Origin of the sequence: Nocardia sp. BMG51109 (assembly GCF_000526215.1) — a bacterium.
Classification (GTDB): Bacteria; Actinomycetota; Actinomycetes; order Mycobacteriales; family Mycobacteriaceae; genus Nocardia.
Window position 1 is genome coordinate 5,903,629 of sequence record NZ_JAFQ01000004.1, and the last position, 25,711, is coordinate 5,929,339.

The window sequence follows — 25,711 nt, forward strand, 5'->3', positions numbered from 1 at the left end:
CGGTGCGCGGGTGTGATTACTCGGACTTCACGGGGGTGCGGACGACCTCGGGGAAACCCCCGATGATTCCGTCGGCTTCCAGCGCGCGGATCTCTGCCTCGGAAAAGCCCAGGGCGGTGAGGATTTCGTCGTTGTGCTGGCCGAGCAGGGGAGCGGGGGAGCGGTGGAACCGGTCCGGCCCGCCGGAGAAGCGCGCGGGAACCGTGCTGTGCCCGGCGGTCCGGGCGACCGGGTGGTCGACGGGTTCGAAGAATCCCCGGAACCGCAGTTGCGGCAGTTCGGCCTGGCGGTGCGGCTGCATCACCTTGGCGACGGGAACGCCCGCGTCCCAGAGGATTCGGACGATCTCGTCGCTGTCGCGGGCGGCGCACCATTCGGCGAGCCGCTCGTCGATGGCGTCGTGCTGTTCGCGGCGGCCCGCGGCGGAGCACAGTTCGGGGACCAGCGCCCAGAACGGGTTGCCGAGCGCCTCCCGCAACTGCCGCCACTGCGCGTCGGTGGCCACCGCGATCGCGACCCAGCAGTCCGGCCTGCCGAACTCGTCCACGCCCGCGGCGCGGTAGAGGTTCTGGGGTGCGGCCTCGGGACCGCGGTTGCCGTCGCGCTCCAGCAGGGCGCCGTAGGCGGAGTACTCGATCACCTGCTCGGCGGCGACATTGAGCGCGGCATCCACCATCGCGGCCTCCACCAGTGCGCCCCGACCGGACCGCCGCCGGTGTTCGAGCGCGAGCAGCAGCCCGTTGAGCGCGTGCACACCGGCGTTCGGATCGCCGATCGCATAGGGCTCCAAGGGGTTTCGATCCGGGTGACCGGTCAGCCAGGTCAGGCCGGAGGTGTCCTCGATGATGTAGGCGAAGGCCGGGTTGTCGCGCCAGGGACCGTCCAGGCCGAAGCCCGGCATCCGGACCATGATGGTGTCGGGTCGCAGCTTCCGCAGCGCGGAATAGTCCAGGCCGACCTGCTCGAGCACCCGCGGCGTGTAGTTCTCGACGACGACATCGCAGGTGGCGGCGAGCCGCAGCAGCAGGTCGCGCCCGCGTTCGGTGCGGAAGTCGACCGTGATGCCCTTCTTGCCGGTGTTCAGCCCGGAGAAGATCGGCGACTTCTCCCACCACTGTTCCTCGGAGGCCGGGACACCGGCGATGAGCCGGGTGCCGTCCGGCCGGCCCGCGGATTCGACGTGGATGACCTCGGCGCCGAGCATGGCGAGGAAATGCGTGCAGGACGGACCCGCCCAGTAGGTGGTCAGGTCCAGGACGCGAAGTTCCCGGAACGGCAAGGGATCCGGCTGGACCCGGGGCAGCGGGCCGCGGTGGCGCGGGCTCGCGGACCGGTACTGCTCGGTGTGCTCGCCGAGCCGCGGCGCGCGCCGCGGCTCGCGCAGCAGCGCGGGCCGGGTGCGGTACGGCGCGACCGGCTGGGTGAACCCGTCGCGGGGGTTGGTCGTGAACGAGCCGCGGGCGACGTGATGGTCCATCTCGGCGGCGTTGGCGCCGTGCACGACCGGGCCGTTGGGTATGCGGAACGCCGAGGCCAGGTCGCGGATCACCTCGGAGGGCCGGTCGGCCAGCCACGCGTAGATCTCGGGCGCGTTCGCGAGAGCGCGCTCGGTGATCGACAGGTCGGTGTCCTGTTCGATCCATTCCGGGTGGCCGACCATCGCGCACAGGTCGAACCACTGCTGCGCGGTACCGCAGCCGAGGGCGACGAGCCCGTCGGCGGCCGCGGCGACCCCCGGCACGGTGAGCCGTCGCTCGGTGCGGAACGGCCGGCCCAGCGCCTCGTGGAACGAGACGGGATAGTAGGTGAGCCCGAGGATCTGCGCCTCCAGGATCGACAGGTCGACCAGTTCGCCGGCGCCGGATCCGAGCGTGCGCAGCCGCGAGGTCATGGTGGCGGCCGAGGCGTACGCCCCGGCGAACCATTCGCCGATCCGGCCGCCGACATGCACGGGAGCCTGCTCGGGTGCGCCGCGCCCCAGCCCGACGATGCCGCCGGACCAGGCTTGCAGGGTGAATTCCGTGGCGGCACGGTCACTCCAGGGGCCGTCCAGCCCGAACGGCGTGACGGCGGTGACCACCAGGTGCCGGTGCGCGCGGCGGAGGGCGGTGGCGGCGAACCGGGGATGCTCGGTGAGCCGCGAACCCGGCGACCACACCACGACATCGGCCGACTCCAGCACGGCGTCGACGAGATCGAGGTCGGCGGGAACGTCCGGATCGGCGACCACGCTCGCCTTGCCGCCGGCCAGGAAGCTGAACAGCGCACCGTCGCACCCGGTTTCGACGGCTGCGCCGGAGGCCGACCACCGGCGCAGCGGATCGCCCTCCGGCGGTTCGATCTTCACGATCTCCGCGCCGCCGTCGCGCAGCAGCTTGGTGCAGTACGCGCCGGCGATGCCGGTGGACAGATCGGCCACGACACATCCGCGCAGCGGGGGCTCCGCGGGGTTCTCCGCATTGTGTGCCGAATTTCTCGATGCCATACTCTCCCACCGACTTTCGCCGTCACCGGCCCTCGCCGTCCCGGTATGTCGCCGTCCCGGCATGTCTCCGGCCGGGGTCCACTCCCGGTGCCCATGGATTCCGGCCACAGGCGGCCCGGAACGACGAGCGTGTCGCCGCAGTGATCACTCCTGCTTCTTGCGCCCCGATTTGCTCAGCCGGAAATCCGGGGGGAACCGCGCGTCGTTGTCCTTGACCGAGTTGTTCAGCCCGCCGTCGAAGGCGTCGTCCAGCATCAGCTCGTCGTCGTCGGGACGGATGTGACCGCCCATCGACTCGAAGAACCCGCTCAGCAGGCTGCCCATGTACTCGCCCTGATGCTGCTTGACCACCTCGAAGAAGATCTTCTGCATGAAGACCGTGTCGGTGGGCCGGTTGCGCGCGCAGGCCAGCGCGTACTTCTCGGTCAGGTCCTCCAGCTCGTCGCGGGTGACGACCCGGTTCACGAAGTTGCAGTCGTACATCTCCTGCGCGGTGAACGCCCGGCCGGTGAACACCATCTCCTGAAACCGGCGCAGCCCCATGGTCTGTGCCCAGGTCCACATGCGCGGGCCCCAGCCGTAGTACCGGAACGACGGGTGCCCGAACAGCGCGTCGTCGGAGGCGAGCACGATATCCGCGTCGGCGGCCTGGTAGAAGTGCCAGCCGTAGCAGTAGCCCTTCACCTCGACGATGCTGATCTTCTTGAACTCCTGCAGGCTGCGGCAGCCGGCCTGCGCGTTGGCGTACCACTGGCTGATGGTGGCGCCGTGCCGGAAGGAGTCGCGCGGCGGATAGCGCACCTCGTCCGCGCCGATCTTGAACTCACCCAGCCGCGGCCCCGGATCGTCGGACTTCTGCACGTCCATGAACTCGGGGAGATCGGCCCCGGTGCCCAGGTCGTCGCCCGAGCCCCGGACCACCAGCACCTTGACCTCGTCGTCGACGCTCGCCCGGTGCAGCAGATCGGCGTAGCGCAGCCGCGCGGCGATGGTCGGCGCGTTGAGCTGGTCGGCGCGGTCGAAGGTGATGGTCGCGATCCGTGTCTCGGGATCCTTGGCGTAGCGGACGATCTCTTCAGCCGAGGGTTGTCCGGGCATGGTCGGCCTCCTTGCAGATGCTCAGTGATCCCAGTGCGGTGCGGTCGTGAGCACCTCGCAGCCGTCGTCGGTGATCAGCACGGCATCCCGCCCGAACACCGCGCCGACGCCCTCCTGCCACACGTATCCGGTGACCGACAGGACCATTCCCGGTTCCAGGCGTTCCGCGGCGGCGGTCTCGCGCAGCTGCGGCGAGACGACCGGCGGGTCGAATCCCATGCCGAGCCCCCGGGCGACCGGCATCGGCGGCAGCGGCTCGCCCGCGGTCTCGTAGGCGGTGAGCAGCTCGCCGGCCGCCGCGCCCGGACGACAGGCCTCGATAAGCCTGCCCCACAACGCATCCCGACGCCCGTACAGTTTCCGGGCGCGGTCGTCGCCGTCGCCGACCGGCCAGGTGCGGCCGACCTCGCCGATGTATCCGTCGCCGAGGACGCCGGAGGAGAAGGCGACGAGATCGCCCGGCCGCGCGCGCCGATCGGTTCCGGCCCGCCGCCAGGGATGCTCGCGGGAGGTCACCCAGACGGAATCCTGCGACGCCGGCGTGCTGACGCCGCCGGCCGTCATGGCCTCCATCAGCACGCCCGTGAGATCCTGCTCGCTGCTGTCCGCCGCGAGTCCGGCCACCGCCGCCGCGAGGCCGGTCTCGGCGACCCGGATCGAATGGCGCAGCACCGCGATCTCTTCGGGAGTCTTGGTGCGCCGGGCGGTGCGCATGGCCAGCTCGCCGTCCACCAGTTCGGCGTTCGGGAAGGCCAGCGGGAGCAGCTTCGCGAAGTTCGGCGACAGGGCGTCGGTGCCGACCCGCCGCGCGGTGGCCGCGCCCTCGATGTCGCGCAGCACGGCGATGGTGGTCATCGGATTCCACGCCAGGCCGTACAGATGATCGTGCGGGATGTCGTCGGGGATGCCCTCGTCCCAGGTGCTCAGCAGATGCACCGCGCCCGTCTCGCGCACCACCGTCGCCACCGGCCCGAACGGCCTGGTCCCGGCGACCCACAGCTGGGGCGCGCCCGCGATGTACCGGGCGTTGCCCTGCCGGCCGAGGACGAGGACATCGAGATCATGGGCTCGCATCTGCGCCAGTGCGCGATCGCGCCGCCCATGCCGCAGGGCGCGATCGTCGGCGAGAACCTCAGTGCCCATAGGGCGCGTAGGGGTAGTCGGTCAGGGCTATCGAGCCCTCCTCCGTGATCACGATGATCTCCTCACTGCGGTAGCCGCCGGTGCCGTCCTCCCAGACCACCGGCTCGAGTACCAGCACCATGTTGGGTTCGAAGACGAAGTTCTCGTCGAACTCCGCGCCGAGATCCGTTCCGATCATGGGTGTTTCGGCCGCGCTGACGCCGATGCCGTGGCCCAGATAGAAATGCGGCAGCCAGGGCTTGTCCCCGCCGTTGGCCTTGGTCGCCGCGCGGGCGAGATCGGCCGCGGTGGCGCCGGCGCGGGTGACGTCCAGCACCGCCGTGAGAATCTCGTGCCACCGCTCGAACTGTTTCCGCTGGCGCGCAGTGGGTTCCGTGCCGACGGTCCAGGTGCGGCCGAAGTCGGAGCAGTAGCCGCCGTAGGTGATGCTGACGTCGGTCCACAGCACGTCGCCGGCCGCCAGTTCCCGTTCGGTGGTCAGCAGCGGCAGCGCGAGGTCGCCGTGCGTGGTCCAGACGCCGTCGGCCTTGGTATCGGGCATCACCTGCCAGATCGCGTCCAGCATGCTGGCGGTGGCGCCCAGTTCGAAGGCCCGGCGGATGAAACGCGCCGAGAGATCGATCTGCCGGCGGCCGGGTGCGAGTGCCGCCTGCACGTCGACCATGGCCGTATCGGTGATCCGGGCGGCCGTGCGAATGCAGGCGATCTCGTCGGGGGTCTTGATCAGCTTGGCCGGGCCGACCACCAGGGCCGCGTCGGAGGGCGGGCCGGCGGGGAACAGCTCGGACCGTGCCCGCGACATCGCGCCGGTGGACTCGTCGACCGCGACGGCGGACCCGGCCGGTACCAGATCGGCCAGTATCCGCGCGAAATCCCGTACGCCCTCGTCGAATTCGAGATAGACGGGACCGTGCAGGTGATCGGCGGGCAGGTCGGAATCGTCCGAGGAGCCCTCCCGGAACGGCATGAACAGATGCGGCCACGGATCGCCCGCGACCACGATGGCGACCGGTCGCTCGACGTGCGCCAGTCCGGCGTCGCCGAGCGGCCAGTTGGCGCCGGTGGCGTAGACGACATTGCTGTTGTTGAGCAGGACGAGCGCGTCGACGCCCCGGGCGGCCATCGACGACCGCAGCCGGGCGCCGGTCTCGCGGCGCATCCGCGCGCGGTCGGGCACCTCGGGGATCACGAGGCCCGTGGCGGTGGTATGTGTGCTGGTCATGGCTACAGGCCCAGGAAGTCGATCACGTTGCCGCTGACGATCTTCGCCGCGTCGTGCGGGCCGACCGCCTCGACCACGCTCGCCAGCGACTTCTCCGAGTAGCCCCACGTGCTCTCGTTGTGCGGGTAGTCCGAGGACCACATCACCCGGTCGCGGCCGATGCGATCGATCAGCGACAGGCCGAGCGGGTCCACCATGAACGACGCGCGCATGTGGTTGTCCCAGTAGTACCGCACCTCGTGCTCGATCGGGCGGTTGTACATGTGCTGGTAGGACGCGTTCATGTGCTCGGCGTCCTGGATGGCCGAGGGCACCCAGTTGATCCCGCCCTCGAACCAGCCGATGCTCAGGCCCGGATGCCGGTCGATGATGCCGCTGAAGACGTACTTGGAGAACAACTCCCGGAACGGCGCGACATTGTGCATCATGCCGACGACCACGCTGTTCACCTCGCACGGGGCCGACAGCGGCGACTCGCCGATATGGTGGGAGACCGGCACTCCGGACTCCTCGATCGCGTCCCACACCGGGATCATCGCCGTGCTGCCGTAGTCGATGACCTTGCCGTCGTCGTCCTTGCCCGCCGACAGTGGCAGCAGGAATGTCTTGAGCCCCAGCGACTTCAGCTCGTCCAGGGTGCGCCGGGCGCCGGCCGGGTCCCACCAGTTGATCAGCCCGACGCCGTAGAAGGCGCCGCCGGAGCGCTCCTGCAGATCGGCGATGTACTCGTTGTAGACCCGGAACGCCAGCTCCCGGACCTCCTTGTCCGGGTAGAACAGCAACGCCAGCAAGGCATTCGGGAACGCCAGCTCCTTGGCGATGCCGTCGGCGCGCAGATCCGCCGCCCGCGCGTCGATGTTGGCGCTGCCGGACCCGTCGAGGGGGTCGTACTGCATCAGCACGCTGCTGAAATCGCCGGGCAGGAACGACTTTCCCTTGCGGCCGATCTGGTAGGCGCCGTCCTCGTACCAGATGCGCGGCGCCCGGTCCTTCATGTCCTCGGGGAACCGCTCGTAGAAGATGTCGTCGGCCAGCGAGATGTGGTTGTCGGCCGAGAACACCTGGGTGCCGGCCGGCAGGCCCACCGAACCCTGGGCGTGGCCGCGACGATCTTTGGGTGCCCCGAATCCGCCGGGTGGGTACAACGAAGCACTGCTGGTCGGAACCGACATCTTGTCCCTCCAATGGAGTTGTACGTTTCGTCGCGAGCGGCGGATCCGGCCGGCGCCCCGCGAACAACGTGCCGCCGCCCGGGGCCCGGGGCCGCCCGCGCGTGACGGCGCGGGATCGGTCTCCCGGGGGGCTACCGCGGCTTCCGCATGGGAATGAAGTTATCACAGCGGGAGAGGCACGTATACGGTTCTTGGCCATTACTGGCTGGTTTAAGCCCGTTTAGCTGCGAGAATGCCATTACCGTCAGCATCGGCTGCCAACGGCCGGAGCCCGTCATTCGGGGTGCGTCGCCGGACCGTCTCGGGGTGGCCCGGCGTCCGGACCTGGCCGGATCCCGTTCATCGTCCTGAGACCCTTGTCACACCGGAAAAACCAACCTACTGTGTGTTCATTAGGTTTATTCGGAAGAGAGCGTCTCGTGACTACTCCTCGTCCTTACGCTTCCCTGCTCGCCAAGGGCGAAGATCGGCGGCAGCGCATCCTGGCCGTTGCTCAGCGAATGCTCACCCAGAACGGTTGGCGTAGTACGACTTTGGCTCAGATCGCGCGCGAAGCGGGCGTGAGTCCGGCCGGGCTGCTGCATCACTTCCAGTCGAAGGATCAGCTGCTGCACGCGGTGCTGGACGCCCGGGACGCGGCCGACGCCGAGGGCGCCGATCTGGGCGGCGACCTGATCGTCGAGATCGGCAAGGTTGCCGAACGTATCGAACGCTCACCGGATCTGGTGGGCACCTTCGTGGTCATGCTGGTGGAGAACCTGATGCCCGATGCTCCCCTGCACGACCGCCTGCTCGACAGATGGAAAATCGCCGTCGGCATCGTCGCCGACATCATCCGTCGCAACCAGGAGATCGGACGGTATCGGCCCGACCTCGACCCTGACATCCGGGCTATCGAAATCGTCGCTTTCATCAATGGAATGGAGATCTCATGGCTGCTCGATCACTCGATCCCGCTGAGCGAGGTGTTCACCGAGTACACCAGGTCGCTGGCTCGAGATTTATGTCCGGACGCGGAACGATGAGGTACCGCCTGGACGTCGTCGCCACCAGCATCGTCGATGTCGTCGAGCACGCCGGGGGCTGGCTGTTCGACCGCGCCGTGGCCGGCTGGGACGTCACCGTGCTGGTGGCCGACCTGTCGGATTCCCGGCCGCTGCGCATCCTCGGGGCCGAGATGCTGGAGCTCGAGACGGTGCTGTCGTCGGGCGGGCAGGGGCGGCGCCCGCACGCGCTGGCGGTCGCGTGCGATGTGTGCGAATGCGATCCGCGCGCCCGCCGCGGCCTGGTGAACGCCCTGGGCGACGGCGGTATCGAGGTCGTGGTCTGGGGCGAGGGCTGGCCGACGCCGCCGGAGGCCCGGGTCGATCCGGTGCTGCACCGATTGAGCGTCGCCGCACAGGCTTTCAAGGCGCAGGCGCTGACGGCCGCCGCGGTCCCGGCCTCGGCGGTCGGGACGACGGAGGTGTTCCGCAGCGGACTGTCGGGGTTGTCGTCCATAGGCGCCGATCTCAGCCCGGTCGGCTGAGATCGGCGGCCCGGCGTGCTGGAGCCGCCGGGCCCGACGGGCGTGGATCGTCGGCTCGGGCCGGGCTGGATCCCGGACCCCCTTGATCCCGGAACCCCTTGCTGTGATGCGGGATTGGTGGTGCCGGGCCGGCTGTGTGGAGTCGGCCCGGCACCCGCGCGCGGCGCGCTGTCAGCCTCAGCGCGACGCGAGACCCCTCAGTCCCAGAGGGCGGCGCAGGGCAGGGGAGGCAGGTCCGGGCGGACGTCGTCGTCCACGGTGACGACGAAGTCCGTGTTCGCGCCCAGTTCGGCGACGATATCCGCGATCTGCTCGGCGCAGGCCTGGTAATCCATGGTGAAGACGCCGGTTTCGATGTGGATGTGCCGGATCCGTCGCGGCTCGCCGTTCTCCGGTCCGCGGATGTCGCGGACCGAAGTAACGCCATTACTGAACGGCATGATCCCTACTCCGGAGCCGGCCCTCACCGGAGCGGCCGGGCAGACCGCCTGCGTCGGAAGACCGCGAAGAGTAGTCCAATGAGCACCAGGGCGGCCACGCCGCCGTAACGCGTCGCGTTGTTCGCCCCGGCCGCCGCGAGCAGGTCGATGGGCTCGGCCGCCTTGCGGGTCGGCTGCGCGCTCGCGGCAGGTGCGGAGTTGTTCCCACTCCCGGGGAACGCGGAGACGGTGGGGGAAGGCTCCGCCGCGCCGGGTTCCGCGGCTTCCGGTGTGGCCGAGGTGATCTCGTCGGCCAGGTTGGTGGCGAACTGGCCGATCAGGGTGCCGGCGACATCGGCCAGCGCGCCCCGCCCGAACTGCGCCGGCTTCCCGGTGATCGACAGGTCGGTGTCGACGAAGACATCGGTGGCGCCGTCGGTTTCGACGAGCTTGCAGGTGATCGTCGCCTTCGCCGTGCCGTTGCCGCGGGTTTCGCGGCCGCGGCCCTCGAGCACCGCGATACCGGCCTGCTCGTCCTGCGAGACGACCTTGATGATGCCGCTGTAGCTCAACCCGACCGGGCCGAGCTTGACCTTGATCTTGCCGTGGAAGTCGTCGCCCTCGACCGAGGTGATCGCGGCGCCCGGCACACAGGGCGCGATGCGTTCCAGGTCGAGCAGCACCGGCCAGGCCTGCGCGGCGGGGACCGGGATGGTGAAGGTGTTGTCGAGTTTCATGGGAAATCCTTCAGGTGGTCACGCCTGCTGCGTGGTCGGCTTCGGGGTGTCGGCGGGCTCCGCGGCATCGGCCGAATCGGCCGCGGCGCGGACCGCCCGCACGATGCCCTGGTAGCCGGTGCAGCGGCACAGGTTGCCCGAAACGGCCTCGCGGATCTCGGCGTCGGTGGGATCGGGATTCTCGCGCAGGAACGCCGTGGCCGAGACGATGAATCCCGGTGTGCAGAAACCGCATTGGAGTCCGTGCTGATCGCGGAACGCCGACTGCACGGGGGACAGCTCGCCGTCGGCACCGGCGATTCCCTCGACGGTGGTCAGCTCGGCGCCGTCCGCCTGGACCGCGAAGATCAGGCAGGACCGCACGGCCGAGCCGTCGAGCAGGACCGTGCAGGCCCCGCACACGCCGTGTTCGCAGCCGAGATGGGTGCCGGTCAGGCCGCACCGCTCGCGCAGATAGTCGGCCAGGGTCAGCCGCGGGGGCACCCGGTCGTGGCGCAGCGCGCCGTTGATGCGTACCTCGATGTCGACGTCAGTCATTGCTCGCCTCCTGTACGGCGCGCTGCCACGCGCGCGTCACCATGGCCGCCCCGACCCGGCGTCGGTAGTCGGAGGATCCGTGCACATCCGCGGGGACCGCGTCCAGTCCGGCCGTCGCGGCGCGGCCGACCTCCTCGGCCGATACCGCATCGATCGGCCGCCCGGTCGCCTCGGCCTCCGCTTCGTGTGCCCGCACCGGGGTGGGCGCGAGGCCGAACAGTCCGATCGCACAGCGGTCGATCCGGGAGTCCGCGTCCAGGCGCACCGCGACCGTGGCCCCCGCGAGCGCGAAATCGCCACTGCGGCGGGCGAATTCCTCGATCGCGAAGCCGCACCGGCCGTGCCACGCCGGGAAGACGATACCGGTCACCATCTCGTCGTCGGCCAGATCGGTGGTCCACAGGCCGGTGAAGAACGACGACGCCGGAATGGTGCGCGGCCCGCGCGGCGAGAGGGTTTCGATATCGGCGTCGAGGGTCAGCGCGACGACCGGATACTCGCCGGCGGCGTCGGCGTGCGCGATGGCGCCGCCGATCGTGCCCCGGTTGCGGATCTGGAAGTGCCCGATCAGCGGCGTCGCCCGGGTCAGCAGCGGCACCGCCCGGCGGATCTCCTCGGACGCGCCGACCGCGGCATGCGTTGTCCCCGCGCCGATCCGGACCTTGTCGGCATCGGTCCGGACGCCGCGCAGTTCGGTGACGCGGCGCAGGTCGACCAGATGCTCGAAGACCGCGAGCCGCAAGGCCAGCATGGGAACCAGGCTCTGGCCGCCCGCGATGATCTTGGCCTCGTCGCCGAGCTCACCCAGCAGCCCGACCGCCTCGGCGGCGGTGCCGGGTGCGTGATATTCGAAGGCCGCGGGCTTCATTCCGAGTCCTTTCCGGCACGCGCCTGTTCGATCATGTCCACGATCCGGGAGGGCGACAGCGGCAGCTGGGAGATCTCCACCCCGAACGGCGAGAGCGCGTCGGCGACGGCGTTGAGCACCGCCGGGGCCGAGCCGATGGCGCCGCCCTCGCCGACGCCCTTGAAGTTGCCCGGTCCCGGACTGGGCGTCTCGACGTGCCCGACCTCGATGGTCGGCACCTCGCACGCGGTGGGCAGCAGGTAGTCCAGGAAGGTCGTCGCCACCGGGTTACCGCTCTCGTCGTAGGCCAGATGCTCGTAGAGCGCGCCGCCGATGCCCTGCACCGTGCCGCCGTAGATCTGGCCCTCCACCACGCTCGGGTTGATCATCGGCCCGACGTCCTCGCTGACGATGTAGCGCAGCAGCGTCACCTCGCCGGTGTCGATATCGACCTCGCAGGTGCACACGTGGGTCGCGTTGGCCCAGATGGCGATCTGCGGAGTCTTGTATCGCCCGCTGGACTCCAGCCCCGGTTGCATGCCGGGCGGCAGGCTGTCGGACTGGAAGTAGGCGATGTCGGCGATCTCGGCCAGCGTGAGCGCCTTGTCCGGTACGCCGCGCACGGTCGCCCGGCTGCCGGAGAACTCGATCTCGCCGGGCGTGCTGCCCAGCCGGTGCGCCGCGATGGCCAGGATCTTCTCGCGCAGCACCGAGGCGGTCTGCTCGATCGCGCCCGCCGTCATCGAGCCCGACCGGCTGCCGCCCGTGCCGCCGCCGAACGGCGTGATCGCGGTGTCGCCCTGGATGGTTCGCACGTCGGACAGGGTGGCGCCGATGGCGTCGGCGGTCAGCTGCACGACGGTGGTCTCCAGGCTGTTGCCCGCCGAACCACCCGCGACGTACACGTTGACCTTGCCGCTGGGCTCGATCCGGATGGTCGCGCCCTCGGTGGCCAGGAACGGGCTGGCGCCGGTGGTCGGCTCCACATAGGTGCAGGTGCCGACGCCGAGATAGCGGCCCTGGGCGCGGGCGGCGCTCTGGTCCTCGCGGAACGCCTCGTAGTCCAGCATGTCGACGGCCTGCTCCAGCGTCTCCAGCGGCGAGATGTTGTCGTAGACCATGCCGTTCGGGTTCGGCCAGGGAAGTTCGTCGCGCCGCAACATGTTTCGCCGACGCAGTTCGATCGGGTCGATGCCGATCCGCCGGGCCGCGTGGTCGAGCAGGATCTCGCGGGCCACCGACTCGAACTGCCACGGTCCGCGATAGGCGACCCGCCCGACGGTGTTGGAGTAGATGAACTTCGCGTGGAACGAGGTCTCGGTGATCCGGTAGGGCCCCGGGAACAGGATTCCGACGGGTATACCGCCGACGATCGGGGAGGGCGTCGGGTACGCGCCGACGTTCTGCACGTGCGCGATGGACGCGGCCAGAATGGTGCCGTCGGCGTCGAAAGCCATGCCGGCATCGGCATGTTCGTGCCGGGACATGCCGGAGGCCATCAGGTTCTCCTGGCGGTCCTCGGTCCATTTCACGGCGACGCCGAGGACGCGCGCGGCCAGCAGGACGCACGTATCCTCGCGCAGCGGAAGCTGTTTGAGCCCGAACCCGCCGCCGGTGTCGCGGGCGATGACGCGCACCTGGTGTTCGTCGATGCCGAGCAGCCGGGCGGTGAACGCGCGGATCTCGTGCGGCGACTGGGTGGAGGCCCAGACCGTCATCTCCGCGGTCGGCGCCGACCATTCCGCGACGATGCCCCGGGTCTCCATCGGCACCGGCAGGTAGGCCTGCTGAAAGATGCTCTGGCGCACCACGTGTGCGGCCGAGTCGAAGATCGGCTCGAGGTCGGAGGCGGGGCGCCCGCCCATCTCGCCGGCCGAATTCCCCGCGAAACCGGCATGTACCAGGTTCGGCGACTGTTCGGCGGTGGTGTAGTCGACCACCGGATCCAGCGGGTCGTAGTCGATGATCACCTGTTCGGCGGCGTCCTCGGCGAGGTACCGGTCGGTCGCGATCACCAGGGCCACCGGGTCGCCGACGAACCGCACCTCCTCCTCGGCCAGCGGCGGCCGCGGCACCGGCGGCATGCCGGCCATGTCCAGGTCGAAGGAGATCTCGTGCGCGGCCGGATTGAGATCCGCGGCGGTGTAGACCGCCAGCACGCCGTCGAGCTCCAGGGCGCCGGACACGTCGATCTCGCCGATCCGGGCGCGCGCTAACGGGCTGCGCACGAAACAGGCGTGCACCATGCCCGGGCGCGTCACGTCGTCCACGAAGGTGCCCGCACCGGCGACGAGGCGGGCGTCCTCGAGCCGCGGCACCCGGGCGCCGACGGCGTTGCGGACGGGAGTGGTGGGGGTGGGGGTCTCCAGTGAGCTCATCGGGCGGCTCGCTGGGTTCGGCCGATCCGGCCGCGGAACGGTGTCGACATCATCGGGCTGATCCTCTTGTTCGCCTCGGATACGGACGAGCGCCTGCTGAGCATGTGTTTAGCATCGGCGTTCCCACAGTGTCAATGTCATGTATGTCAAATATGAGTATGACGCTAGAATGAGATGAGAATAGCATTCTCATCATGCTGTGGTGGAACGTCGCCCGGATCGGGCGGCGGGGCGGGTCCGATCGGCCCGCGGTCGACGATTGCGGGAGGTCACCATGCGTGAACTCGGCGCGGAGCTGCTGCGATGGCATGCCGCGAACACCGTCTATGCGCTCGCGACCATCGTGAGCGTGAGCGGCAGTGCCCCGCGCCCGGCGGGCGCCACGATGGCGGTGGACGAGGCCGGCACGGTGCGCGGCAGCCTGTCCGGCGGGTGTGTCGAGGGGGCTGTGTACGAGCTGTGCCAGGAGGTGCTCGCCTCCGGCGAACCGGCCCGCCGGACGTTCGGCTTCAGCGCCGACGACGCCTTCGCGGTCGGGTTGACCTGCGGGGGAGAGCTGGAGGTCTTCGTACACCGGATCACCTCGGCGCAGTACCCGGCGATCGAGGCGGCGCTCGATGCCGAGGGTCCCGTCGCCGTCGTGCGCGATCTGGAATCCGGCGAGCTGGTCACGCTCGGTCAGGGCGCTGTCGCCGACGCCGGGTTCCGCACTGTCGCCGACGCCGGGTTCCGCACTGCCGCCGGGGCCGAATTCCGCACTGCCGCCGGCGCGGAGTTCGGAACAGTCGTGGGTGCCGAGTTCGATCCCGCCGTCATGCGACACGCGCGGGCGATGCTCGATCTCGGTGCCACGGGTTTGCGCGTCGTCGGGTGCGCGGACCGGGAGCGCACCGTCTTCGTCGAATCCTTCGCGCCGCCGCCGCGCATGATCGTCTGCGGCGCCACGGATTTCGCCACGGCGCTGTGCCGGGTCGGCCGCCTGCTCGGGTACCACGTGACGGTGTGCGAACCCCGCCCCGCCTTCGCCGACCGGGCGCGGCTGCCCGAGGCCGACGAGGTGGTGCGCGACTGGCCGCACCGGTACCTGGCCGGAACGCGGGTCGACGGCCGCACCGCGATCTGCGTGCTGACCCACGACCCCAAGTTCGACATCCCGATGCTCACCGAGGCGCTACGGCTCCCGGTGGCCTATGTCGGCGCGATGGGCTCGCGCCGCTCGGACCGGGAACGCCGCCGCCTGCTACGGGAGGCCGGCCTGACCGAAGACGAGCTGAGCCGCCTGCACTCGCCGATCGGCCTGGAACTGGGTGGCCAGACTCCGGAGGAGACGGCAGTGGCGATCGGGGCGGAGATCGTGGCCGTCCGCCGCGGCGGATCCACCCGCCCGCTCTCCGCCACCGACCGCCCCATACACCCGGTCGGCGAGCCGCCCCCGACTGAACAGCTCGCCGCCGGTTGAGAAGTTCCATACCCGCCCGAGCCGGTTCCGAACCGTCCCCGTCGTCCCGGCGACCGTCCCTGTCGTCCCGGCGCACCGTCCCCCTCATCCCGGCGCGCTTTGGGCCGGGATCCACACCGTGGCTGTACCGAATCGATTCCGGCCGAAAGCATGCCGGAATGGCGAGGGGATGGGTCGTGCCGGAATGACAGGGGTGGGCGCCGCCGGATCAGTCCAGAAACATGTCCGGCGTGGGGTTGTCGCCGCCGCCGTACGGGGTGAAGTCGTCGACCCCGGCGTACAGCGTCAGCGCGTCGACGTCGACGAAGCAGTTGCCGGTGACCTGCTTGGCCGGTTGGGTGACGATGGCCAGCGCGGCATCGGCCATGATCTGCGGGCTGCGGGCGGACGCCAGCTGCCGCTCGGCGTCGGGCAGGTTGGCGACCGCCGAGGTGGCGATGTAGGTCTGCGGCCACAGGCAGTTGAAACCTATTCCGGCGTCGGCGAATTCGGCCGCCCAGCCCTGGGACAGCAGGGTCATCCCGTATTTCGAGAGGGTGTAGGCCGGATGCGCGCCGAGCCAGCGCGGGTTCGTGTTCACCGGCGGCGCGATCGTCAGCACGTGCGGGTTGGCCGCCTCGCGCAGGTGCGGCAGGCATGCCTGGGTCAGCAGGAACGTGCCGCGAATGTTGATGTCCTGCATCAGATCGAACTTCTTGACCGACAGCCGCTCGGTCGATTCGGTGGCGATGGCACTGGCGTTGTTCACGCACAGGTCGATGCCGCCGAACCGCTGCACGGCGATGTCCACCACCCGGCGGACGTCCTCTTCCTTCCGGACGTCGCCGACCACCGCGGCGGCCCGGCCGCCGGCGGCCTCCACCTCGGCGGCGGCGGTGTGCACGGTGCCGGGCAGCTTCGGATGCGGGTCGGCGGTCTTGGCGAGCAGGACGATGTTCGCGCCGTGCCGGGCCGCGGCGAGCGCGATCGCGAATCCGATACCGCGGCTGGCGCCGGATATCACCACCGTGCGGTCGGTCAGCGAGTGATGCTGGTCGGACATGGCGCTCCTCGGTACTCGAAACACGCCTGTGATCAGGCGCTTACCCTCAATGGTATTGGCATTCTCATTTTCCGGAAGTAGCATATTCGATGATGGACAACCAAGTGCACACCTCCTCCGGGATCCCGCTGGAGCCGGTCTACGGGCCGGACGATCGGCGCGAGGACCCGCCCGCTCCGGGCGCCTATCCGTTCACCCGCGGCAACTACGCCACCGGATACCGGGGGCGGCTGTGGACCTTCCGGCAGTACTCCGGTTTCGGTACCGCCGAGGAGTCCAATCAGCGCTACCGCTATCTGCTGGAGCAGGGCGGTACCGGGCTGTCGGTGGCACTGGACCTGCCCACCCAATGCGGTTACGACTCCGACGATCCCGAGGTGAGCGAGGAGGTCGGGCGCGTCGGCGTCGCGGTGGACACGCTCGCCGACGCCGAGGTGCTGTTCGACGAGATCCCGCTGGACAAGATCAGCACCAGCTTCACCATCAACGGCACGGCCGCGATCCTGCTGGCGTTCTACGTGGCCGCCGCGGAGAAGAAGGGCGTGCCGCGCGAAAAGCTCACGGGGACAATCCAGAACGACATCCTCAAGGAGTACGCCTCGCGTGGCACCTGGATCTGGCCGCCCGAACCGTCGCTGCGGCTGATCGCCGACACCATCGAGTTCTGCGCGGCCGAGGTGCCGAAGTTCAACGCGATCTCGGTGGCGGGCGCGCACTTCCGCGACGCCGGCGCGAACGCGGTGCAGGAGATGGCGTTCACGCTCGCCGACGGAGTCACCTACTGCGACACCGTGGTCGCGCGCGGCCGGATGACCATCGACCAGTTCGCCCCGCAGGTGTCGTTCTTCTTCTACACGCACGGCGACTTCTTCGAGGAGGTCGCGAAATACCGTGCGGGACGCCGGCGCTGGGCCACCATCGTGCGCGAGCGGTACGGCGCGACGACCGACAAGGCGTCGATGTTCCGGTTCGGCTGTGTCGCCGGCGGCGCCTCGCTGTATGCGCCGCAGGCGCAGAACAATCTGGTCCGGGTGGCCTACGAGTCGCTGGCCGCGGTGCTCGGCGGGGTGCAGTCGATGTTCACCGCCGCCTGGGACGAGCCGTTCGCGCTGCCCAGCGAGGAGTCGGCGACGCTGGCGCTGCGCACCCAGCAGGTGCTCGCCTACGAGACCGGCGTGACCCGGGTGGCCGATCCGCTCGGCGGTTCGTATTTCGTGGAGTCGCTGACCGACGCCACCGAGGACAAGATCGTCGAGATCATGCGCGATCTCGAGGAGCACGGCGGCATGGTGCGCTGCATCGAGGACGGCTATCTGCAGGGCCTGATCGCCGACGAGGCGTACCGGCTGCACCAGGCCGAGGAGTCCGGCGAGCGGCCGGTGGTCGGCGTGAACAAGTTCGTCTCCGACGAGCCGGCGCCCGATATCGGCACCTACGAACTCGATGCCGAAGGCCGCGAACGGCAGCTGAAGCGGCTGGCGAAGGTGAAGGCCGAACGTGATTCGGCGGCGGTGCGCGCGGCCCTGACCGCGCTGTCGCACGCCGCGGAAGGGGACGAGAACCTGATGCATCGTCTGGTCGACTGTGCCAACGCCTACTGCACCGTGGGTGAGATCACCGCGGCGCTGAAATCGGTGTGGGGCGAATTCCAGCAGCCGGTGGTGTTCTGATGGCCGCGCCGTCGGGGGAACAGGCCCCCGCCCGCGTTCTCGTCGCCAAGCCGGGCCTCGACGGGCACGACCGCGGCGCCAAGATCGTGGCGCGGACGCTGCGCGACGCCGGATTCGAGGTGGTGTACACCGGAATTCGGCAGCGCGTGGAGGACATCGTGTCGATCGCGCTGCAGGAGGACGTGGCCGTGGTGGGCCTGAGCATCCTCTCCGGCGCGCACGTCGCGCTGACCACCCGGGTGGTGGAGGCGTTGCGCGCGGCCGACGCGGGCGATATCGCGGTCGTCGTGGGCGGCACGATCCCGCAGGCCGATGTGCCGCGCCTGCTGGAAGTCGGTGCGGCCGCGGTCTTTCCGACCAACACTCCGCTGGAGAAGCTCGTCACCGAGATCCGGGCGCTGACCGGAACCGCGGCCCCGTGAACGACCGCCGCTCCGGGAGCGGCCGGACCCCGAATCCACGCAGTTGGGAGAGACAGTGCGCATCGGAGTGATGATCGGACCGGAGAAGGGTGACTCCGGGCGCAAGCTGGAGCGGATGCTGCGCGATATCGAGTGGGCCGAGTCGGCCGGTATGGACACGGCGTGGATTCCGCAGGTGCCCACCGATTTCGACGCGTTGATCACGATCGCCGCGATGGGCCTGAACACGTCGCGGATCGAACTGGGTACCGCCGTGGTGCCGTTGCAGGCGCAGCATCCGGTAGCGCTTGCGCGCCAGGCACTCTCGGCGCACGCCGCGGCCGGGGGCAGGCTGGCTCTCGGCGTCGGTCCGTCGCACCACTGGATCATCCGGGACATGCTCGGCCTGCCCTACGACAAGCCCGCCGCCTACACCCGTGACTACCTCGAGGTGCTGCACGCGGGATTGGCCGGCTCGGGTGCGGTGGACGTGGAGAACGCGACGTTCACCGTGCACAATCCGCTGAATCTCGGTCCGGTGGCGCCGGTTCCGGTGCTGGTCGCCGCGCTGGGGCCGGTGATGCTGCGGATCGCGGGGGAGCGGGCCGACGGCACGGTGCTGTGGATGGCCGACCACCGCGCGATCGCCGAACATATCGTCCCGAAGATCACGAAGGCGGCCGCCGACGCGGGGCGCCCGGCCCCGCGCGTGGTGGCCGGGCTGCCGATCTGCCTGTGCGAGCCCGGCCGGGCCGACGAGGCCCGGGCGCGGGCCAACCGGATTCTCGGCGAGGCCGAGGTGTCGCCGAACTATCAGCGGCTGCTCGAACAGGGTGACGCTCGCGACGTCGGCGACCTGTGCCTGGCCGGTGACGAGTCGGAGATCGCGGCCGGGCTGCGCCGCTATGCCGCCGCCGGTGCCACCGACGTCTCGGTGCGCCTGCTGCCGATCGGCGACACCCGCGACGAGCTGGTGGCGTCCAAGCAGCGCACCCGGGAGATGATCGCGGAACTGGCCCGGGAGCTTCGGTGAGTACTCCGGATTCCGGGCCCCTCACCGGGATCCGGATCCTCGAGGTCGGCACCATGCTCGCCGGGCCGTACGCCACGATGATGCTCGCCGATCTCGGCGCGGAGGTCACCAAGCTGGAACCGGCCGGCGGCGATATCTCGCGGAAGGTGAGCGACACGTATTTCGCGAGCCTCAACCGCGGCAAGCGCAGCGTGCGCATCGAGCTGGACAGCGACGCGGGGCAGGCCGAGCTCGGTGAGCTGGTGTCGAAATCGCATGCGCTGCTGGTGAATCTGAAGCCGTCGGCGATCCGGCGGCTCGGCCTCACCTACGACGCGCTGCGGCGCTGGAACGAGCGGATCGTATGCGTCGCGATCACCGGCTACGGCCTGCACGGCGGCGACGACCCGGCGTTCGACTACGTCATCCAGGCGGCGGCCGGAATCGCCGCTCTCACAGGCGATCCCGCCGGACCGCCGACCTTGCCGGGATATTCGTCGGCGGACAACTCCACCGGGCTCACCGCGGCACTGGGCCTGCTGGCGCAGATCGTCTCGGGGCGCGGCGGGCAGATCGATGTCTCGTTGTACGAGGTCATGCTCTCCCAGCTCAACTACCACGCCGCCGCATACCTCAACGGAGGCAAACGCCCGCAACGCCGCCCGTTCGGCGCCCACTCGTATTACGTTCCCGCACAGATCTTTCCGACCGCCGAGGGCTATCTGGCCCTGTTCGTCACCCACGACGGATTCTGGAAGAGCTTTGCCACCGAGGCCGGCATCGACGGCTTCGAGCGCATGGCCGAGCGGGCCGAGCGCCGCGACGAGGTGCTGGAGGTGGTCACCACCGCCCTGTCCGCCGACACCGCGGCGAACTGGGAAGCGCGGCTGCGGCCCCTCGGTATCCCGGCGGCTGCCGTACGCGAGATGCCGGAGGCCCTGGAGGCCAGTCCCGAGGCCGTGGTGACGGCGGGGGAGTACCGACTCGTCGGTAGCCCGGTCCGAATCCCGGGCTACGAGCCGTCATACGGCCCGCCCCCGCGACTGGGCGAACACGGCGGCGCCGCAACAGATTAGCGGTCATCGGTCACCATCACCGACTTCCCGCCGGAAGAACGGTGTCAAGCCCCCGCACACCGGCCCGTGCTTCGCACCGCGAGTCCTGGTGCCGACGACGGCCCGTCACGGAGTGGGGTTTCCCGATCTTGGATTGATTCCGCACTATAATTCTCGATGAGGGAACGGCAGTCGGCTCGCGGGAGGGGCATGATCGATGACCAGCCGCCGGTGCACAACGAGTTCTCCGGCCGGGCCACCTATGTGGTCCAGGCCGGGAAGATCTTCGGAGACATCCATTTTCCCGCCCCGGTAGTCGAGACCCGGCAGGACCGTGCCGTGGCGGAGCTGGCGCGGAAAGTTCGCGCCCAATGGGCGGACGAGGCCGTACTCCGCGGGCTCGCCGATTCCGGGCAGCTGGCCGTGCGCTGGACCGCGGAATGGTCGGTGGCCGATCATCGGGACAACGTCGCCGGAGAACTGGCCGCACAGGAACACGGACTCGCCGAGTTGACGTCCGCGTTGCTGGCTCGGCCGACGCGGCGCCTCGTGATCCTCGGCGAGCCGGGGGCGGGCAAGACATCGTTGGCGATCCTGCTCACGCTGGAGCTGACGCGGTTGTGGGACAAGACGACGGCTCCCCAGGTTCCGGTCATCCTGCTCGCATCGTCCTGGCGGAACCCGGGAAAGGAACACTTCGACAGCTGGCTGGCCCGCCGCATCGCCGAGGAATACGGTGGGCGGGAGTCGGGGCTGGTCCCTGCGCGGATTCGAGAATTGGTGCGTGACAACCGGATTCTGCCGATCGTCGACGGGTTCGACGAGTTGCCCCTCGAGGTCCGGGGGAGGGCGCTGGAAGGTGTCAATCGGGCACTGCGGGAGGGTAGATCGCTGATACTCCTGTCCCGGACGCACGAGTACACGAGAGCGGTCATCGCCGGGACCGCGGTGCGCTCTGCCTCGGTGATCCGGGCCGAGCCGGTACGTGCGCCCGACGGGGCGGACTATCTGCGGCGAACCGCGCACCCTCACCGTCCGCAACGCTGGGCACCGGTCCTGACGGAACTCACCGCTCACCCCGGTGGGCGGCTGGCGACGGCGTTGTCGTCACCGCTGATGCTGTGGCTGGCGCGCACGGACTACGCGAGACCGGACACCGACCCCGCCGAACTCCTGGGCGAGGAACGGTTTCCCGACGCCGAAACGATCGAACTGCATTTGCTGGACAGCCTGGTGCCGGCGGTTTTCCGCGCGGGCCCCGCGTCGCCCGATCAGCCACACCAGATCCGGGACTGGGGCCCGGAACGGTCCCGGCGCTGGCTCGGTTTTCTGGCATCGCATCTGACCCGCCGGCGAACGAGCGAGCTGGCGTGGTGGGAGCTGTATCGGGCCCTGCCCACCGTGGTCTCCGTACCGTTGATACTCGCGTTGTACGTTCTGCTGACGCTGGGTACGAGCTGGTTCGTCGCCTGGTACGGCGGATTCACCGGCGCCGATCACGACAAGCTCGACGCCGCCGCATTCGACGGTATATGGATCGGCGGCATCGCGATCCTGGCGGCACGGGCGCCTTTTTTCCTCTGGACGGGCAACAATCGGCCGCGCCGGCCCGGAGCGTTCTTCAGCGTTCGGCGAGCGCGAATGCAGCCGATTCAGATCATGTTCGCCGGTTTGTCCGGCGGGTTGTGCCTGGCGGTGTGGTGGGTGGGCGGGACGCCGCTGGGGTTGGCCACGGTGCTCGCCGCAATCGCCATGGTGTGCCTGGGTTTTGCCGCGCCACAGGCAATCGGGCCGCGGGAGCTGCTGCGGGGCGAGCAGGTCGGTACCGCGTCGACCACGTTACTGCTCGGCGCCGTGTGCGGAACGGCCGCAGCGGTTTCCGTGGGGCCCTCGAACGTCGTGACTGCGGTGGGATGTTGTCTCGCAGCCGGTTCGGGTGCCATGAAGCTGGCACTCGTGGTGAGCCCGTGGAGCCTGTGGGCGCTGGCGAAGATCACGTATTCGATGGCGGGGCGGTTGCCCGTGACCACGATGACCTTCCTGGAAGACGCCCATCAGGCGGGCGTTCTTCGACAGGTCGGCGGTGTCTACCAGTTCCGGCACGCACAGGTGCAGGCGCGGCTCGCCGCCACGTGGCGAGCGGGCGGAGCGCCGATTCCCGTGCGGCGGAAAGCATTGCGCCCGGAGACCGCAACCGGGTCCGGTGGACCGTACGAAGTGCGGCTGACGAGGCAGATGTCCTTGTGGCCGCGGGGTCCGTACCTCGGGCAGTACCTGGTGCTGGCACTCCCGTTCCTGGCGCTGGTGGAGGCGGTTCTGACCGAGCTCCTGACAACCGATCCCCTCGCGATGGTGCTGACCATACTTTTCACACTGTCCGGGGTTGCCGTTGCGCTGGCTCTCGGCATGTGGTTGGCGAGACGCACTGTCCCATCGGTCGAGTTGCGGCTGCACGAGAAAGGCGTCCGGTCCACGGTACCGGCCGGGACCACACGGCACGTCACCAGCTTCCCGTGGTCCGACATCGCCGAAATCACCGTGGAGAACTTCGCCGAAGTGGGGAGAAGGCCCGAATTCAGCCTGGGAGTGAAGCTACTTCCGGACGCCGGCGAAGAGTCTCGGGATCAGGCGGACGAGGACGGCTGGCAAACGGTGTTGCCGGTCGAGAACGGTGTCGTCGGGCCCGAACTCGACGAGGCGTTGCGCCGTTTCGCCGGCGCCCGTTGGAAGCCGCCGATATGGCACTGGTGAAGACTCTGTTCGGTTGCTCCGCGCCTCGACCGCAGGGTCGTTCTCACGCGAGGGCCGTTCTCACACGGCGATGCTAGGGTCGTCAGGGGAGCGAAAAAGGGAGGCTGTCATGCCGGATCCGATCCTGGTGGCCATCGCCGCCGCCCTGGCCGGCAAGGGTGTGGGGAACCTCTACGACCTCGTGCGGGAAAAGTTCGCAGGCCGGTCGGAGGCGAAAGCGGCGCTCGAGGCCGCGCGTGACGCCGATGCCGAATCGCCACAAGTAGAAGTACTGAGCGAGGAACTGGCGCGCACGGAACGTGAGGATCCACAGTTCTCCGCCGAACTCCGGGCGCTGTGGCAGGAGATCTCGGTCGCGCAGCGCGCCGATCGCGACGGTGTGGTCAACCAGATTTCGGGCGACGTCAGCGGAAAAGTCGTGCAGGCCCGGGATATCGAGGGCGGGATCAGCTTCTGAGTAGGCTCTGGCCCTCGCGCGGCAGGTCCGGCCGCGTCATCCCCCGCAGAAATGGGTCACCAGCCCCGCTCGAGGAAGCCGCTCTCCGGTATCTCGGCCTCCTGTCGGGCGCGGTGCTCGGCCTCCGAGCGCCCGCGCTGGAGCCGAGGTAGTAGCAGAACAGGTAGACCGCCGGCCACTGCACGCGAACCCGGAATCCTCTGCTACGAGCCGAAATACGGTCCGCCCCTATCAGTTGGGTGAACACGGCGGTGCGTTGCCGGCGGTCCGATGGTCGGTGCCACCTCGGTGCCGAATGGCAGGTTACTGTCGAGGCATGAGTCCCGAACCGCTTGCTCTGCCCTCCCGCGACTGGTCCGACTGGCTCGTCGATTACGTGCTCGGCGGGCTACGGACCGTGTCGGAGGTGCTGGAGCGGCTCGGGGACGGCACCCTCCGGGGGACCGCCGAGGTGCTCGGCTTGTGGAACGACGCCGACATCGCGTTGCGAGGCGCCGGCTCGGCCGCCGCGTTGTTCGTCGAGGTCCACCCCGATCCCGACGTGCGTCGGCGTGCCGAGGAGCTCGTCCAGCAGGTCGATCGGGTCCGGACGGATCGCGACCTCGATCGTGCGCTCTACGACGTTGTCGCAGAAACCGATTCGGCTGGGCTGGACGAGGCGGCCCGGCGCATGCGCGAGCATGTGCTGCGCGATTTCCGTCGCAGCGGCGTGGACCGCGACGATCGGACCCGAGCCCGGCTGCGGGAGATCTCCGAGCGACTCACCGTGCTCGACCAGGACTTCGGCCGCGCCATCCGCGACGACGTTCGCGAGATACGGCTCATCCCCGAGCAACTCGACGGGCTGCCCGCCGACTTCCTCGCCGCGCATGCGCCCGCCGAGGACGGATTGGTCACGGTCACCACCGACTATCCGGACTATCACCCGTTCCGCGCCTACGCCCGGGACGCCGAGGCCCGTCGCGATCTCACGGTCGAGTTCGACAGCCGCGGCTGGCCGGCCAACGACGCCGTTCTGCACGAGATGCTCGACCTTCGCGCCGAGAAGGCCAGGCTCGTCGGCTACGACAGCTGGCCCGACTACGACGCGGCCGTCAAGATGATCGGCACCGGCGCCGCCATCGACGAGTTCATCCAGCGGATCTCGGCCACCGCCGACGCCGCGGGCCGGCGCGACCTCGAGACGGTGCTCGCGCGCCGCCGGGCGGACGAGCCCGCCGCCACCACGGTCGACCGCTCCGAGATCGGTTACTACACCGAGCTGATCCGGCGCGAACAGTACGACGTCGATGCCCGGGAGGTGCGCCGGTACTTCGATTTCCCGCGGGTGCGAGCCGGTCTGCTCGAGGTCACCGGTCGGCTGTTCGGCCTGGAATATCGGCCGGTCGACGTTCCCCGCTGGCATGAGGATGTCACCGTCTACGACGTCTACGCCGAAGGCGAACGGCGCGGACGGATCCATCTCGACCTCCATCCGCGCGAGGGCAAATTCAAGCACGCCGCGCAGTTCGATCTCGTCGGTGGGATCACGGACCGGCTGTTGCCCGAGGGAGTGCTGGTGTGCAACTTCCCCCGGGGGCTGATGGAACACCAGCAGGTCGTGACGCTGTTCCACGAGTTCGGGCATCTGCTGCACCATGTGCTCGGCGGGCAGCAGGAGTGGGCGCGGTTCTCCGGGGTGGCCACCGAGTGGGACTTCGTCGAGGCTCCCTCGCAGATGCTCGAAGAATGGGCTTGGGACGCCACGGTTCTGGGCACCTTCGCCGTCGACGAGACCGGGACCCCGATCCCGGTGGAGCTGGTGGAGCGGATGCGTGCGGCGAAGGACTTCGGCAAGGGGACCTGGGTCCGGACCCAGGTCGGCTACACCGCGGTGTCCTATCTCCTGCACCGCGACCGGCCCACCGCCCACACCGAAGCGGTCTTCGACGCCTTGGAACGTCACAGTCTGATCGCCGGTGTGCCGGGCACTCATTTCCAGACATCGTTCGGACATCTCGCGGGCTACACCTCCGCGTACTACACGTATTTGTGGAGCCTGGTCATCGCCAAGGATCTGTTCTCGGCGTTCGATGCCGCCGACCTGTTCGATCCCTCGGTGGCGCACCGCTATCGCGACCGCGTTCTCGTTCCCGGCGGATCGCGCGACGCGGCCGACCTGGTGGCCGACTTCCTCGGTCGTCCGTTCGCCTTCGACGCGTTCGCGACATGGCTGGACCGGGCGCCGGTCTCGCGCGCTACCCGGTAGGTCCGCAAGTCCTGCGAGGTTCCGGCCCGGACATCCCGGTTTCCGCACCG

At 69.4% G+C, this 25,711-nt stretch carries 21 protein-coding genes; 10 read left to right on the forward strand and 11 right to left on the reverse strand.

Annotated features, from left to right (window positions below; genetic code table 11):
- Nucleotides 1–16: 16 nt before the first annotated feature.
- The 5 genes from D892_RS0128095 to D892_RS0128115 all read right to left on the reverse strand — a co-directional run bounded on the left by D892_RS0128095 (nucleotide 17) and on the right by D892_RS0128115 (nucleotide 7,120).
- Nucleotides 17–2,485 carry a CoA transferase gene (locus D892_RS0128095; RefSeq protein WP_051499192.1) on the reverse strand — a complete coding sequence of 823 codons (2,469 nt, stop codon included), beginning with the start codon at nucleotides 2,483–2,485 and terminating at the stop codon, nucleotides 17–19.
- A 144-nt stretch (nucleotides 2,486–2,629) separates the two neighbouring features.
- Nucleotides 2,630–3,583, reverse strand: coding sequence for an enoyl-CoA hydratase/isomerase family protein (locus D892_RS0128100; RefSeq protein ID WP_024804429.1), 954 nt, complete (start codon nucleotides 3,581–3,583; stop codon nucleotides 2,630–2,632).
- Between the two features lie 21 nt (nucleotides 3,584–3,604).
- Nucleotides 3,605–4,726, reverse strand: coding sequence for a Xaa-Pro peptidase family protein (locus tag D892_RS0128105; RefSeq protein WP_024804430.1), 1,122 nt, complete (start codon nucleotides 4,724–4,726; stop codon nucleotides 3,605–3,607).
- Nucleotides 4,716–5,948: a Xaa-Pro peptidase family protein gene (locus D892_RS0128110; protein ID WP_024804431.1), complete on the reverse strand. Its 1,233-nt coding sequence runs from the start codon at nucleotides 5,946–5,948 to the stop codon at nucleotides 4,716–4,718. The genes D892_RS0128105 and D892_RS0128110 overlap by 11 nt, the downstream gene beginning before the upstream one ends.
- Before the next feature lie 2 nt (nucleotides 5,949–5,950).
- Nucleotides 5,951–7,120 (reverse strand): amidohydrolase family protein, encoded by a 1,170-nt coding sequence (locus tag D892_RS0128115; protein ID WP_036567536.1) that lies wholly within the window; start codon nucleotides 7,118–7,120, stop codon nucleotides 5,951–5,953.
- Between the two features lie 419 nt (nucleotides 7,121–7,539).
- On the opposite strand from D892_RS0128115, the gene D892_RS0128120 reads away from it, so the two are divergent.
- Entirely contained in the window at nucleotides 7,540–8,145 is a 606-nt protein-coding gene (locus D892_RS0128120) for a TetR/AcrR family transcriptional regulator (protein ID WP_024804433.1), read from the forward strand.
- Nucleotides 8,142–8,648, forward strand: coding sequence for a hypothetical protein (locus D892_RS0128125; protein WP_024804434.1), 507 nt, complete (start codon nucleotides 8,142–8,144; stop codon nucleotides 8,646–8,648). Before D892_RS0128120 ends, D892_RS0128125 begins: the two co-directional genes overlap by 4 nt.
- A gap of 197 nt (nucleotides 8,649–8,845) precedes the next feature.
- Here the strand turns inward: D892_RS0128125 and D892_RS0128130 are convergent, their stop codons facing one another.
- The 5 genes from D892_RS0128130 to D892_RS0128150 are packed head-to-tail and all read right to left on the reverse strand — an operon-like array spanning nucleotide 8,846 to nucleotide 13,566.
- Nucleotides 8,846–9,088, reverse strand: a complete 243-nt coding sequence (locus tag D892_RS0128130) for a hypothetical protein (protein ID WP_024804435.1) — start codon at nucleotides 9,086–9,088, stop codon at nucleotides 8,846–8,848.
- A 23-nt stretch (nucleotides 9,089–9,111) separates the two neighbouring features.
- Complete coding sequence (locus tag D892_RS0128135) at nucleotides 9,112–9,804, reverse strand: SRPBCC family protein (protein WP_024804436.1); 693 nt, start codon at nucleotides 9,802–9,804, stop codon at nucleotides 9,112–9,114.
- Between the two features lie 18 nt (nucleotides 9,805–9,822).
- A complete protein-coding gene (locus D892_RS0128140) occupies nucleotides 9,823–10,341 on the reverse strand; it encodes a (2Fe-2S)-binding protein (RefSeq protein ID WP_024804437.1) in 519 nt (172 codons plus the stop codon).
- Entirely contained in the window at nucleotides 10,334–11,209 is an 876-nt protein-coding gene (locus D892_RS0128145) for a xanthine dehydrogenase family protein subunit M (RefSeq protein WP_024804438.1), read from the reverse strand. The genes D892_RS0128140 and D892_RS0128145 overlap by 8 nt, the downstream gene beginning before the upstream one ends.
- Nucleotides 11,206–13,566: a xanthine dehydrogenase family protein molybdopterin-binding subunit gene (locus D892_RS0128150; protein WP_024804439.1), complete on the reverse strand. Its 2,361-nt coding sequence runs from the start codon at nucleotides 13,564–13,566 to the stop codon at nucleotides 11,206–11,208. Before D892_RS0128150 ends, D892_RS0128145 begins: the two co-directional genes overlap by 4 nt.
- Before the next feature lie 274 nt (nucleotides 13,567–13,840).
- Here D892_RS0128150 and D892_RS0128155 point away from each other — a divergent pair, with 274 nt between their 5' ends.
- Nucleotides 13,841–15,025, forward strand: a complete 1,185-nt coding sequence (locus D892_RS0128155; RefSeq protein WP_024804440.1) for an XdhC family protein — start codon at nucleotides 13,841–13,843, stop codon at nucleotides 15,023–15,025.
- A 208-nt stretch (nucleotides 15,026–15,233) separates the two neighbouring features.
- On the opposite strand, the gene D892_RS0128160 is transcribed toward D892_RS0128155, so the two are convergent.
- Nucleotides 15,234–16,067 (reverse strand): NAD(P)-dependent oxidoreductase, encoded by an 834-nt coding sequence (locus D892_RS0128160; RefSeq protein ID WP_024804441.1) that lies wholly within the window; start codon nucleotides 16,065–16,067, stop codon nucleotides 15,234–15,236.
- 92 nt (nucleotides 16,068–16,159) lie between these two features.
- On the opposite strand from D892_RS0128160, the gene D892_RS0128165 reads away from it, so the two are divergent.
- The 7 genes from D892_RS0128165 (at nucleotide 16,160) to D892_RS0128195 (ending at nucleotide 25,661) form a co-directional block, all read left to right on the forward strand.
- Nucleotides 16,160–17,737 (forward strand): methylmalonyl-CoA mutase family protein, encoded by a 1,578-nt coding sequence (locus tag D892_RS0128165; RefSeq protein WP_024804442.1) that lies wholly within the window; start codon nucleotides 16,160–16,162, stop codon nucleotides 17,735–17,737.
- Complete coding sequence (locus D892_RS0128170; protein ID WP_024804443.1) at nucleotides 17,737–18,159, forward strand: cobalamin B12-binding domain-containing protein; 423 nt, start codon at nucleotides 17,737–17,739, stop codon at nucleotides 18,157–18,159. The genes D892_RS0128165 and D892_RS0128170 overlap by 1 nt, the downstream gene beginning before the upstream one ends.
- Before the next feature lie 55 nt (nucleotides 18,160–18,214).
- Nucleotides 18,215–19,171 (forward strand): LLM class F420-dependent oxidoreductase, encoded by a 957-nt coding sequence (locus D892_RS0128175; protein ID WP_024804444.1) that lies wholly within the window; start codon nucleotides 18,215–18,217, stop codon nucleotides 19,169–19,171.
- Nucleotides 19,168–20,226: a CaiB/BaiF CoA-transferase family protein gene (locus D892_RS0128180; RefSeq protein WP_024804445.1), complete on the forward strand. Its 1,059-nt coding sequence runs from the start codon at nucleotides 19,168–19,170 to the stop codon at nucleotides 20,224–20,226. The genes D892_RS0128175 and D892_RS0128180 overlap by 4 nt, the downstream gene beginning before the upstream one ends.
- Before the next feature lie 189 nt (nucleotides 20,227–20,415).
- Nucleotides 20,416–22,956, forward strand: a complete 2,541-nt coding sequence (locus D892_RS44025; RefSeq protein ID WP_024804446.1) for an NACHT domain-containing NTPase — start codon at nucleotides 20,416–20,418, stop codon at nucleotides 22,954–22,956.
- Nucleotides 22,957–23,065: 109 nt separating this feature from the next.
- Entirely contained in the window at nucleotides 23,066–23,413 is a 348-nt protein-coding gene (locus tag D892_RS0128190) for a hypothetical protein (protein WP_024804447.1), read from the forward strand.
- A gap of 316 nt (nucleotides 23,414–23,729) precedes the next feature.
- Nucleotides 23,730–25,661 (forward strand): M3 family metallopeptidase, encoded by a 1,932-nt coding sequence (locus tag D892_RS0128195; RefSeq protein ID WP_024804448.1) that lies wholly within the window; start codon nucleotides 23,730–23,732, stop codon nucleotides 25,659–25,661.
- Nucleotides 25,662–25,711 lie beyond the last annotated feature (50 nt).